The sequence below is a fragment of the Aeromonas sp. s12 genome, assembly GCF_040907925.1.
Classification (GTDB): Bacteria; Pseudomonadota; Gammaproteobacteria; order Enterobacterales; family Aeromonadaceae; genus Aeromonas; species Aeromonas veronii.
This window is the reverse complement of the sequence record NZ_JBFOCT010000039.1, coordinates 43458-55956: the sequence shown is the minus strand read 5'-3', so window position 1 is coordinate 55956 and position 12499 is coordinate 43458. Positions and strand designations below refer to the sequence as shown.

Sequence of the window (12499 nt, the reverse complement as noted above, 5' to 3'; positions counted from 1 at the left end):
GATCAGTTGGTAACCAATCAGTTGGCAGCCAATTAGTTAGCGACAATATTGAGCAGCTTGCCAGGTACATAGATCACCTTGCGCACGGTCAGACCGTCGGTGAACTTCTGCACGGAGGCATCGGCCATCGCCAGCTTCTCGACATCAGCCTGGCTGATCTCGGCCGGCACGGTCAGTTTGCCGCGCATCTTGCCGTTGATCTGCACCACCACCAGCTTCTCGGTCTCGACCATGGCCGCTTCATCGGCCACCGGCCAGACTGCGTGATCGATGTCGTCGCCCTTGCCCAGCATCTTCCACAGCTCGAAGCCGATGTGCGGGGTGATGGGGTAGAGCATGACTACCACAGCTTCCAGCGCTTCCTGCATCAGGGCGCGGTCCTGCTCGTCGTTGCCGAGCTTGGAGAGATTGTTCATCAGCTCCATGATGGCGGCGATGGCGGTGTTGAAGGTCTGACGGCGACCCACGTCATCGCTCACCTTGGCGATGGTCTTGTGCAGTTCACGGCGTACCGCTTTCTGCTCGTTGGTGAGAGCAGCGACATCGAGTGCGGCAACGGCGCCACCGGAAACGTGTTCGAAGGTGACGCGCCACAGGCGACGCAGGAAGCGCTGGGCACCCTCTACGCCGGAGTCGGACCACTCCAGAGTCATCTCGGCCGGAGAGGCGAACATCATGAACAGACGGACGGTATCGGCGCCGTAACGCTCGACCATCAGCTGCGGGTCGATGCCGTTGTTCTTGGACTTGGACATCTTGGTCATGCCGGAGTGCATTACCTCACGGCCTTCGTTGTCGATGGCCTTGGTGATGCGACCCTTCTCGTCACGCTCTACCTTGACGTCGGTCGGGCTGACCCAGACGTTGCCGCCCTTCTCGTCTTTGTAGTAGAAGGCGTCGGCCAGCACCATGCCCTGGCAGAGCAGGCGCTTGAACGGCTCGTCGCTGTTCACGAGGCCTGCATCACGCAGCAGCTTGTGGAAGAAGCGGGCATAGAGCAGGTGCATACAGGCGTGCTCGATGCCGCCGATGTACTGATCCACCGGCAGCCAGTGGTTGGCAGCAGCCGGATCCAGCATGCCCTTGTCGTAGTCCGGAGAGCAGTAGCGCGCGTAGTACCAGGAGGACTCCATAAAGGTGTCGAAGGTATCGGTCTCGCGGAACGCTTCCTGACCGTTGTAGGTGGTCTTGGCCCACTCGGCGTCGGCCTTGATCGGGCTCTGGATACCATCCATCACCACATCTTCCGGCAGCAGTACCGGCAGTTGGTCTTCCGGAGTCGGCACCACGGTACCATCAGCCAGAGTCAGCATCGGGATGGGGGCACCCCAGTAGCGCTGACGGGAGACGCCCCAGTCACGCAGACGGTAGTTGACGGTGCGCTTGCCCTTGCCGAGCCCTTCCAGCTTGCTGGCGATGGCATCGAAGGCGCCCTGGAAGTCGAGACCGTCGAACTCGCCGGAGTTGAACAGCACGCCCTTCTCGGTGTAAGCGGCTTCGCTCACGTCGACGTCGCCATCAACCGGCTTGATCACAGCCTTGATGTCGAGGCCATATTTGGTGGCGAACTCGAAGTCACGCTGATCGTGGGCCGGAACCGCCATCACGGCGCCGGTGCCGTAGTTCATCAGCACAAAGTTGGCTACCCAGACCGGTACCTTGCGGCCATCCAGCGGGTGAATGGCGTAGAGGCCGGTGGCCATGCCCTTTTTCTCCATGGTAGCCAGTTCCGCTTCGGCTACCTTGGTGTTCTTGCACTCTTCGATAAAGGCGGCCAGCTCAGGATTGTTCTGGGCTGCTTGCAGCGCCAGCGGGTGACCGGCAGCGATACCGACATAGGTGACGCCCATGAAGGTGTCCGGACGGGTGGTATAGACCTCCAGCTGCTCAGCCTGACCCTCGATATTGAAGCTGATGTTGACCCCTTCGGAGCGGCCAATCCAGTTGCGCTGCATGGTCTTGACCATCTCCGGCCAGCCTTCCAGATTGTCGATGTCGTTGAGCAGCTCTTCGGCGTAGTCGGTGATCTTGATGAACCACTGGGGGATCTCTTTCTGTTCCACCGGGGTGTCACAGCGCCAGCAGCAGTTGTCGACTACCTGCTCGTTGGCCAGCACTGTCATGTCGTTCGGGCACCAGTTGACGGAGGAGGTCTTCTTGTAGACCAGACCCTTCTCGTAGAGCTTGGTGAAGAACCACTGCTCCCAGCGGTAGTAATCCGGTTTGCAGGTGGCGACTTCACGATCCCAGTCATAACCCAGACCCAGCATCTTCAGCTGGTTCTTCATGTATTCGATGTTTTCGTAGGTCCAGGGCGCCGGTGCGGTATTGTTTTTGATCGCGGCGTTCTCGGCCGGCAGACCGAATGCATCCCAACCTATGGGTTGCAGCACGTTCTTGCCATTGAGGCGTTGATAACGGGAGATCACATCACCTATGGTGTAGTTACGAACGTGCCCCATGTGTAGTCGACCAGACGGATAGGGGAACATGGACAGGCAGTAGAACTTCTCCTTGTCTACCTTCTCCACGGCCTTGAAGGTTTTCTTGGCATCCCAGTGCTTTTGCACTGCTGGTTCGATTGATTGGGGAACGTATTGCTCTTGCATTGGTGACATCCGGATCTGTGAAATGAATAGATAAATCAGCTGGGAAATCGCAATAGAATACCCATATCCTGCGGCGGCAACAACCGCCAGCGTCCCTTGGGCCTTAAGCCGGGCCAGATCAGGGTTTAGTAGAGGAGTTAGAGCCATGGACAAACGTCAAAAAGGGTACGAAGCCTTCATTGCCGAGCTGCAAAAACAGTGGCAAGAGACTGAAGAGTTCCAGGGGGAGCGCCTCAACCGGATGATTGCCCGCGTTCAGGCCTATCTGGAGGCAGCCAGTGACCTCACTCAGGACGAGCTGGCGCTGATCGCCGAGTATGTGAAGCGGGATCTGGGCAACTATGACGAGGGGCGCAAGGATGAGCAGGTGGAGGAGTCTGCCTTTATGCTGGCCCTCAAAGATACCGCCTGGTCCTGGCTGGCGGATGTGACCGACCGCGCTCAGGTGGAGTGGCGCGAGCTGGCCGACGAGCTGGAGCACAAGGGTGTTTACGAAGCGGGCGATTGGGTAGGGCTCGGGGTCATGGTGTGCGACCAATGCGGCTGGCGCCATACCGTGCTGCATCCCCAGCAGCTCGATACCTGCCCCGAATGCGGCTGCGCCGAGTATCATCGCGAGCCGCTCTCGCCCTGAGTCAGGCCTCAAGGCGGACGAGATAACGAGAAAAAGGCGCCATCAGGCGCCTTTTTCTTGCTTGCAGGTTTCGTCGGGGCGTTTACTTGCCCGCGACGGAGAGGCCGCCAAAACGGATCTGCGGGGCGTAGAAGCCCTTGCCGTCGTTGTGGTGCAGGGTATCCCCGACCGCTTCCAGCTCGCCCAGCAGGCGGTAGAAGTTGCCTGCTACCGTGATGCCGCGCACCGGCTGCAGGCGAACGCCATCACGACAGAGGAATCCTGACGCGCCAAAGGAGAAGTCGCCGCTGACCGCATCGGCACCCGAATGCAGGCCGTCCAGCTTGACCAGCTCCAGATAGTCACCGCTCTGCACCTCCGCTTCACAGTGAGGGCCCGCGCCGAACACCAGATGGCGAGCGGTCACATCGAGGGCGCTGCGAGCGCCGCGGGCGGCCGAGCCGTTGCTGGCGACGCCAAAGTGGCGGGCGGTGGCGCTGTTGTGGAGCAGGGTCTTCAGCTCCCCTTCGCCAATCAGCAGCAGATCCGAGCTGGCCGCCCCCTCGCCATCAAACGCCTTGATGTTCATACCGCCCGGCATATAGACCATGCTCTCCAGAGTGAGCCAGCGTGACGCCACGCTCTGGCCGACCTTGCTGCGCCAGGGGTTGATCCCTTGTTGGGCCCACTTGCCCGACAGCACACCCTGAAAGCAGCCAAACAGGCTGGCGAAGCAGTTGGTGCTAAAGATGACGCTGTAGCGACCGCTCGGCACCGCTTCACCGGGCAGCAGACCATCGGCGATGGCGTAGATTTGCTCGATCAGGGCCTGACTGTCCAGCTCGTCGAAGCGACGGCCATACTGCCCCTGCGAGTGCATCGACTGGCGGCCATCCCGTTCCACCAGCGCCGAGGTGTAGCAGCCGACGCTGAACTCGCCGTGCTGGCAGAGGGTGCCCTGACTGTTGGCGAGCCAGAGCTGGCTCTCCCCTTCGAAGAAGCTGTTGTAGGGGGCGCCGCTCACATCGGGCATGGCCAGCATGTCTGATTCGAGGCGCAGGGCCAGGGCGATCTTCTCCTCAACCGGCGTGGTATCGGGCTGGTTGATCTCGGCGCAATCTGTGGTGATCCGGCTATTGGCCACCGAGATGCGCTGATCCGGATCCACCTTGGCAAAGCGGCTGGCATCGAGCGCATCCTGCAGCATGGCATCCAGCGCCAGCTCATCGAGGGATTCCGAGTAGGCGATGCCGACTCGGCCCTCTTTGATCAGGCGAATACCGAGTTGCTGGCTGCTGGTGACCTTGTATTCACCCAGCTCGCCCTTGTCTGCCTTGAGGGAGAAGGCCTTCTCCTGATTAGCGATGATGTCTGCCTCGGCGCCGAGGTCGGCCACCTTGTCGAGCAGGCGGGTGAGCAGTTGGTTCATGTCAAGTTGGCTCATCAGGCGTTCCCTCCCACCAGAATGTTGTCTACTTTCAGCGCCGGCTGGCCCACCGAGGTGGGGACCGAGCCCGAGACAGAGCCGCACATACCGGCGGCCAGCGCCAGATTGCGGCCCACCATGGAGATCTCTTTCAGCACCTGCGGGCCGGTACCGATCAGGGTGGCTGATTTGAGCGGTTTGGTGATTTTTCCGTGCTCGATGAGGTAGGCCTCCTGCACGTTGAAGTTGAACTCGCCGGTGCCGGGCTGTACCGAGCCGCCCCCCATCTTCTTGGCGTAGATGCCATGTTCGACGGTGGCCAGCATATCGTCGAGGCTGTGGTTGCCCGGTTCGATATAGGTGTTGCGCATGCGCGAGGTGGGGGCGTACTTGTAGGATTCGCGCCGCCCGGAGCCGGTGCGGGCGTAACCGGTCTTGAGGGCGCCCATTCTGTCCACCAGAAAGCCGGTCAGCACGCCGTCCTTGATGAGCTGGGTATGCTGGGTCGCCATCCCCTCGTCATCGACGTTGATGGAGCCCCAGGCATTGCCTTGCAGCCCTTCATCCACCGCATTGACCACCGGATTGGCGATGAGCTGGCCCATCTTGTCGTGGAATACCGACGCCTTCTTGGCCACCGAGGTGGTCTCCAGCAGGTGGCCGCACGCCTCGTGGAAGATGACGCCGCCAAAGCCGTTCTCCATTATGACCGGCAGGGTGCCGCTCGGGCAGGGAGCCGCGCCCAGTTTCACCAGTGCCTGACGGGTGGCGGTGAGCGCCAGATCGCGCGGATCGATGCGATCGGCATGCTCCCAGCCCATCAGGGCGCCGGGGGCCTCGTAACCGACGCTCTGCTCGCTCCCTTCCATGGCGATGGTCTGGGCCATGATGCGGTTGTAGTGGCGGCGATCGGCCACTTGCACTCCTTCGCTGTTGAAGATTTCCACCTCCTGCTCCCAGCCCAGCACGTTGCCGGAGAACTGGCTCACCTTGTCGCTCTCGGCGCGGGCCGCCGCATCCATGGCGTGCAGATAGGCGATCTTCTGCTCCAGCAGCTTGTCTGCCGACAAGGGCAGGGCCACAGGGTTGCGATCGCTCAGGCGGGTGAAATCGAAGGCGGTGGCGGTCACCACGGGGTCGCGGCGGTCTTTGGCCGCCAGCAGGGTGACGATGCGCAGCAGCTCGTCGCGGCTTGCCAGATTGGTGTAGCCGTAGAGCACCTTGTGGCCGTAACAGAGGCGCACACCGATGCCGAAATCGAGGCCGCCGCTGATGTTCTCTATCTGGCTGGAGAGCAGGCTGAGCTGGCTGCGGCGCTTGCTCTCGACAAACAGCTCGGCGAAATCGGCACCCAGTGCCAGCGCGTGATCGAGCACGTCACGGGCGATGGCGGGGGCCAACAGGGAGAATGGGGTCATAGAATATCCTTTTCTGGTCTGTCCGTTTGCTTCCGACATCCGGCTCTGATTGTTATGGGATGTCGAGTCCATTGTTGCAGACCAGCACAAAAAAGTCGCTATAGCGTCATGCGATGATACCGATTGAGAAAATCGGTGCGATAACTGCGCCCGGCGGCCAGGGCCAGGCGCTCAGGGTCGTTTTGCCAAAACGTGGGAAAGATCAGAGCAGGGCGTGGATTTCGCTCAGGATCTGCTCGACCCACTGCTCGATGCGCGGATCGGTCTGGTCATATTGGTTGGCATCATCGAGGGCCAGCCCGACGAAGTGACGGCCATCGTCGATCAGTGCCTTGGAGGCATCGAATTCGTACCCTTCGTTGGGCCAGTAGCCCACCAGCTTGACTCCTTTTGGCACCAGCTGGTCGTGCAGCATGCCGAGGGCGTCCTGGAACCATTCGCCATAACCGAGCTGATCGCCGAGGCCAAACAGGGCCACGATGCGTCCCTCCAGATGGAGATCGGTGATATCTTCCCAGCGGGACTCCCAGTCCTCCTGCAGTTCGCCAAAATCCCAGGTGGAGATTCCGAGGATCAGGATCTCGTAATCCTCCATCAGGCGTAGGGAGACATCCTTGATATTGTGAATATCCACCAGCTCGGGGCCGATGAGGGCGCGGATCTTCTCGGCAGCCATCTCGGTGTAGCAGGTGGTGGAACCGTAAAACAGACCAATCTTCATCGCTCTTCTCTCTGTTGGCGCTTTCTCGCGTGCTTTGGCGCGTTCTCGCATGCTCGTGTGGGCTGCGCCATGTTGGCAACACGATGGGTAACGTAAGGGGAGGGCGCCAGTCTAGCAGATTGCCATTCGACCTTCACCGCCCGGCAAGGGGCGTGGCAAACGAGCCTTACCTTTCCAATGAAAGTGCCTTGTCTTTCCAAGGAGTTGGCGCGTTACAATGGGCCATCTTTCCCTTGATTGCAGCGCACCATGAGCAAACCCGACCCCCATCCCCTGATTGAACCCTTTCTCGACGCCCTCTGGCTGGAGCGGGGATTGTCTGACAACACGGTCAGCTCCTATCGCAGCGATCTGGAGAAGTTCTCCCTCTGGCTCGACGAGCAGGGGAGCTCGCTGCTGCTGGCGGGAATGGACGAGATCCAGCACTACCTCGCCTGGCGGGTCGATCACCAGTTTGCGGCGAGCAGCACCGCCCGCTTCCTGTCGGCCCTGCGCCGCTTTTACCAGTACCTTAACCGCGAGAAGCTGCGCAGCGATGATCCGACCGTGCTGCTGGAGGGGCCCAAGCTGCCGAAAAAACTACCCTCAGATTTAAGCGAAGCGGAAGTGGAGGCACTCTTGAGTGCGCCGCTGGTGGATGACCCGCTGGAGCTGCGGGACAAGGCGATGCTGGAGCTGCTCTACGCCACCGGGCTGCGGGTTTCCGAGCTGGTGGGGCTCACCGCCGAGCATGTCAGTTTGCGTCAGGGCTTGGTGCGCGTAGTGGGCAAGGGCAACAAGGAACGGTTGGTGCCGATGGGCGAGGAGGCGATGCACTGGTTGGAGCGTTACTACCGGGAGGCCCGTACCCTGCTGCTGGGGGGCACCAGCTCGGATGTGGTCTTCCCCTCCAAGCAGGCCCGTATGATGACCCGCCAGACCTTCTGGCACCGCATCAAGCTTTACGCGCAGCGGGCCGGGATTAACGGCGAGCTATCCCCCCATACCTTGCGCCACGCCTTTGCCACCCATCTGCTCAACCACGGCGCCGACCTGCGAGTGGTACAGATGCTGCTGGGCCATGCGGATCTCTCCACCACCCAGATCTACACCCATGTGGCCAACGAGCGACTCAAGGCGCTGCACGGGGAGCACCACCCCAGAGCCTGAGTGGCTGGCCTCCCAAAAACAAAAAACCGCCAGCAGGCGGTTTTTTTATCTCTACACGACAGGAGATGGCGCTTATTTCCCTTGCTGGGATTTCAGCAGATCACGGATCTCGGTCAGCAGCTCCTGATCCTTGGTCGGGCCTGCCGGGGCGGCGGCTTCCTCTTCCTGCTTCTTCTTGAGGGTGTTGATGGCCTTCAGTCCCATGAAGATGGCAAAAGAGATGATCAGAAAGTCGATGATGGTCTGGATGAACTTGCCATAGGCGATGACCACGGCGGGTGTTGTACCTTCTGCGGCCTTCAGGGTGACCGCCAGGTCGCTGAAGTCCACGCCGCCCAGGATCAGGCCGATGGGCGGCATGATCACGTCACCGACAAAAGAGGAGACAATTTTGCCGAAGGCGGCACCAATGATAATACCGACCGCCATATCGATGACGTTGCCGCGGGCGGCAAAGGCTTTGAATTCTTGAATCAGACTCATTATTTCCTCCGAAATTAAACAAGATAGCGCGTTGATTACCCTTGCCAAAGGGCGAACTCTTGTCAGGAAAAACAGAGGCTAAGCCGCGTTGTTCCTGTCGTCCTGACTAGCTTGCGGGCGTTATGAGTCCTTGGCAATCGGGGGGAGCCATTTTTTTGGTACAAAGTGATATTAATTTTTTGGTAAGTAGCTGGTTGAATGATGAGCTGTGCTGCTGTAGTTTGCTGGGTCGATTCATTCATACCACGTGAGTAAACAAGTGAAGTATTTACTACTGGGAATGATGCTTTTGTGCACATTTGCTGCCAGAGCGGGGATGGATACCCAAGCCTTGAAACAGACCATCACAGCCCGGCTGGGGGTCCCCGTCTATCTGGTTGAACCGACCCCGATCGCGGGGTTGTATATGCTGGGCACCTCGCAGGGGGTGCTCTACAGCGATGCCAAAGGGGATTATGTGGTGCAGGGGGTCATGCTGGATATGACCCGCGACATGAAGAACCTGACCATCTCGGGTATGCGCGAGCAGCGCCGACTTGGCTTGGCACAGGTGGCCCATGCCCCCATCGTGCTCAAGGCCCGGGATGAGCGTCACCGGGTTGCGCTGTTTCTCGGCGAGCAGGACGCAAAGCGCCGTCAGCTCTCCGGCACCTTGCAACACTTGCAGGCATCCGGGGTGAGCGTGGCACTCTATCCGGTGATTGATCACGCCGAACGGGCCGCCGACTGGTGTAGCGATCCCCTGCTGCAAAATGATCCGTTAAAAGCCTATTTGCCTCAAACGGCATGTAGTGAGACCCTTATCCAAAATATTGGCCTGAGCCAATGGTTGGGGGTCAAGGTACTGCCGGCCTGGGTCTCCTCCGACGGGGATCTGGTGCGCGGGTATCAGAGCCCCGAACAACTGCTCAAGATACTGGATCATATTGATGTCCCTGCAAATCCGTCGTCGTCCGCGAGTTGATGATTCCCATCTGCCTGCCACCCTGCATCCCCTGCTTCGCCAAATCTTCGCCAGCCGTGGCGTAGAGGATCCCGCCCTGCTGGAGCGCAGCGCCAGCCAGCTGTTGCCGCCCCAGCGCCTTTATGGCATGGAACAGGCGGTGCCGCTGCTGGCGGATGCCCTGACCGCCCAGAAACGGATCCTTATCGTCGGCGACTTCGACTGCGATGGTGCCACCAGTTCGGCGCTGTGCGTGCTGGCCCTGCGCGCCATGGGGGGGCGCCACATCGATTTTCTGGTGCCCAATCGCTTCGAGTTTGGCTACGGCCTTACCCCCGAAATTGTCGAGCTGGCGGTGGCCCGTGGCGCCGAGTTTCTGATCACGGTGGATAACGGCATCTCCAGCATCGCCGGGGTGGCGGCAGCCAAGGCGGCCGGCATGCAGGTACTGGTTACCGATCACCATTTGCCGGGTCAGGAGCTGCCTGATGCCGATGCCATCGTCAATCCGAACCAGCATGGTTGCAATTTCCCCTCCAAATCCCTGGCCGGGGTGGGGGTAGCCTTCTACCTGATGGCGGCCCTCAACACCCATCTGCGTCAGCTCGGCTGGTACGAGCGGCAAGGGTTGCGAGCCCCCAATGTGGCGGATTACCTCGATCTGGTGGCCCTCGGCACGGTCGCCGACGTGGTGGCGCTCGATGGCAACAACCGCATTCTGGTCCATCAGGGGTTGCAGCGGATCCGGGCCGGCCGTTGTCGCCCCGGCATTCAGGCGCTGGTGGATGTGTCTGGTCGTGATGGTCGCCGCCTCACCGCCGCCGACCTCGGTTTTGCACTGGGGCCACGCCTCAATGCGGTAGGGCGCCTCGATGACATGTCGCTCGGGGTCGCCTGTCTGCTCTGCGATGATCTCAATCTGGCGCGCCAGCTTGCGGCCGAGATGGACAGCCTCAATCAGGAGCGCAAGGAGATCGAGCAGGGGATGCAGCAGGAGGCCCTCGCCACTCTGGAGCAGATCCGGTTTCGCGATGGCGAGGTGCCGTCGGGCATAGTGCTGCACCGCAACGAGTGGCATCAGGGGGTGGTGGGGCTGGTGGCCTCCAAGGTGAAGGAGAAGTACTACCGCCCGGTCATCGCGTTTGCCGAGAGCAGCGAGACCGAGCTCAAGGGCTCCGGCCGCTCCATCCCCGGCGTGCACCTGCGCGATGCGCTGGAACTGCTCGATACCCGCCATCCGGGCCTGATGGGCAAGTTTGGCGGCCATGCCATGGCGGCGGGGTTGACCCTCCCCAAGGCCAACATTGAGGCGTTTGGTCGGGCCTTTGAGGCGGTCATCAGTGAGCTGGTGACACTGGAGCTTTTGACCGGGGTGCTGCTCACCGATGGCGAGTTGTTGCCAGACGAGCTCAACCTCGAGCTGGCGGAGCTTATTCGCGCCTCCGGCCCCTGGGGTCAGGCCTTCCCCGAGCCGCTGTTCGACGGCGAGTTCGTGCTGGTGCAGCAGCGGCTGGTGGGGGAGAAGCACCTCAAAATGATGCTGACAACCGATTCCGGTCACGCGGTGGATGCCATCGCCTTTGGCGTCGATCTCAAGCGCTGGCCCGATGCCTCGGTGAAGCGGGTGCGGCTTGTCTACCGGCTTGACGTCAACGAGTGGCGCGGCAACCGCAGCGTGCAGCTGCTGGTGGAGCATCTGGAGGCAGCCGGTCTTTGAGCCGGTAGCATCGCTGCTCTATCGCCGCTTTATCACAGATAGCGCTGACAACGGCCACCCTCGGGTGGCCGTTTTTGTTGGCAGATCTCTGGAAAAGGGCGTTGACCTGTCTATAGCTTTACAGTTTAAGCTCGTCTCTATCGGGTCACCTGAGGGCCCGCACCGTGAGTGATTGCCATGAAAATATCCGAACTGGCCCGCCGCTGCGGCCTCGCCCGCTCCACCCTGCTCTATTACGAGAAGCTGGGGGTGATTGTCGGCACCCGGGCCGCCAACGGTTATCGCCACTATGACGAGGGGGATCTGCAGCGACTGCAGATGGTGCAGGCCCTGCAGGCGGGTGGTCTCAGCCTCAATCAGTGCCTCGCCTGTCTGGTTGGCGAGATAGATCAAGCAGCATTGCAGGCCCGGGTCAGGGAGCTGGATGAGGAGCTGGCGCGGATGCAGCGTGCCCGGGATCTGTTGGCGGATCTGGCAGGGCTGCGCCCGCGCTCTGGTGAGGAATTCAAGGCCTGGCAGCTGCAACTGCAGCGCGAGGCACCGGAGGCCTACTTCGCGTGGGTGATGAAACAGGGTTTTAGCGAGAAAGATCGCTACCACTTGCAATGGTTGAGCAAAGACATGAATGAACATGAGCGTTACATCAAGGACTTTATCCAGCTGCTGGATGGCATGAGTTACTGGGGGCCGGGGGATCGCGCCTTCACCCAGCAGCAGTTTGCCGCCTTGCCCATCCGGCCGCGCCGGATCCTCGACATGGGCTGCGGGCGCGGTGCCTCGACCATGGCGCTGGCTCAGGTGACCGATGCCGACATTGTGGCCATCGATCTGGAAGAGGATGCACTGGCCGCCGTGGCGCACTCCGCCCGTGCAGCGGGCTTTGAGCATGTCTCCACCCTCTGCGCCAACATGGCGGCACTGCCGGACGATCTGGCCCCGGCCGACCTCATCTGGGCAGAGGGGAGCGCTTACGTGATGGGGGTTGCCAATGCACTGAAGGCGTGGCGTCCGCTGCTCGCGAGCCCACAGGCTTGCATCGTGCTGAGTGATGCGGTCTGGCTGACCGATAACCCGCCCGAGGAGGCGTTGGCATTCTGGCAGCAGGATTACCCCGCCATGCAGACGCTGGCGGGCCTGCTTGAGACGGTACAAGCGGCAGGCTACCGCTGCCTGTCACACACACCGTTACCGATGAGCGCCTGGAACAACTATCTGGACCCTATCGAGGTCAATCTGGTGCGCTATCGAGACGAGCTTGGGGAGAGTGCCGCCTGGCAGGACTTGAGCCGGGAAGTGGCCATCCACCGCCAATATCTGGGCAGTTACGGCTATGTGATCTGCTGCCTGCAAAAAGATACGTGATTAGCTGTCGTAAAAAAACGAGGCGCCTGTGGGCGCCTCGTTGTTTATCAGGGATTGC

General features: G+C 60.9%; 10 protein-coding genes. 5 read left to right on the top strand and 5 right to left on the bottom strand.

All coding sequences use genetic code 11. The annotated features are described in order from the left end of the window. Positions 1 to 32: 32 nt before the first annotated feature. On the bottom strand, positions 33 to 2609 hold the full coding sequence (leuS, locus tag AB5Y67_RS20420) for a leucine--tRNA ligase (protein WP_325793535.1): 2577 nt from the start codon (positions 2607 to 2609) through the stop codon (positions 33 to 35). 145 nt (positions 2610 to 2754) lie between these two features. On the opposite strand from leuS, the gene AB5Y67_RS20415 reads away from it, so the two are divergent. Further along, positions 2755 to 3243 carry a zinc ribbon-containing protein gene (locus AB5Y67_RS20415; protein ID WP_181223064.1) on the top strand — a complete coding sequence of 163 codons (489 nt, stop codon included), beginning with the start codon at positions 2755 to 2757 and terminating at the stop codon, positions 3241 to 3243. A gap of 82 nt (positions 3244 to 3325) precedes the next feature. On the opposite strand, the gene AB5Y67_RS20410 is transcribed toward AB5Y67_RS20415, so the two are convergent. From AB5Y67_RS20410 to fldB, 3 genes are all read right to left on the bottom strand, one after another. After that, complete coding sequence (locus AB5Y67_RS20410; RefSeq protein WP_325793539.1) at positions 3326 to 4666, bottom strand: TldD/PmbA family protein; 1341 nt, start codon at positions 4664 to 4666, stop codon at positions 3326 to 3328. Further along, the gene (locus tag AB5Y67_RS20405) at positions 4666 to 6066 is read right to left on the bottom strand and encodes a TldD/PmbA family protein (RefSeq protein ID WP_325793541.1); all 1401 of its coding nucleotides are present in this window, start codon (positions 6064 to 6066) and stop codon (positions 4666 to 4668) included. Before AB5Y67_RS20405 ends, AB5Y67_RS20410 begins: the two co-directional genes overlap by 1 nt. A 202-nt stretch (positions 6067 to 6268) precedes the next feature. Further along, positions 6269 to 6787, bottom strand: a complete 519-nt coding sequence (gene fldB, locus AB5Y67_RS20400) for a flavodoxin FldB (RefSeq protein ID WP_069554118.1) — start codon at positions 6785 to 6787, stop codon at positions 6269 to 6271. Between the two features lie 249 nt (positions 6788 to 7036). Here fldB and xerD point away from each other — a divergent pair, with 249 nt between their 5' ends. Then, on the top strand, positions 7037 to 7936 hold the full coding sequence (gene xerD, locus AB5Y67_RS20395) for a site-specific tyrosine recombinase XerD (protein ID WP_100654759.1): 900 nt from the start codon (positions 7037 to 7039) through the stop codon (positions 7934 to 7936). A gap of 72 nt (positions 7937 to 8008) precedes the next feature. On the opposite strand, the gene mscL is transcribed toward xerD, so the two are convergent. Continuing rightward, positions 8009 to 8419: a large-conductance mechanosensitive channel protein MscL gene (gene mscL, locus AB5Y67_RS20390; RefSeq protein ID WP_042054731.1), complete on the bottom strand. Its 411-nt coding sequence runs from the start codon at positions 8417 to 8419 to the stop codon at positions 8009 to 8011. Positions 8420 to 8735: 316 nt separating this feature from the next. Between mscL and AB5Y67_RS20385 the strand changes: the two genes are divergently transcribed. From AB5Y67_RS20385 to AB5Y67_RS20375, 3 genes are all read left to right on the top strand, one after another. Then, the gene (locus AB5Y67_RS20385) at positions 8736 to 9383 is read left to right on the top strand and encodes a disulfide isomerase DsbC N-terminal domain-containing protein (RefSeq protein WP_005335146.1); all 648 of its coding nucleotides are present in this window, start codon (positions 8736 to 8738) and stop codon (positions 9381 to 9383) included. Further along, positions 9349 to 11079: a single-stranded-DNA-specific exonuclease RecJ gene (recJ, locus tag AB5Y67_RS20380; protein WP_368208067.1), complete on the top strand. Its 1731-nt coding sequence runs from the start codon at positions 9349 to 9351 to the stop codon at positions 11077 to 11079. Before AB5Y67_RS20385 ends, recJ begins: the two co-directional genes overlap by 35 nt. 177 nt (positions 11080 to 11256) lie before the next feature. Next, positions 11257 to 12441: a MerR family transcriptional regulator gene (locus AB5Y67_RS20375; RefSeq protein WP_325793546.1), complete on the top strand. Its 1185-nt coding sequence runs from the start codon at positions 11257 to 11259 to the stop codon at positions 12439 to 12441. Positions 12442 to 12499 lie beyond the last annotated feature (58 nt).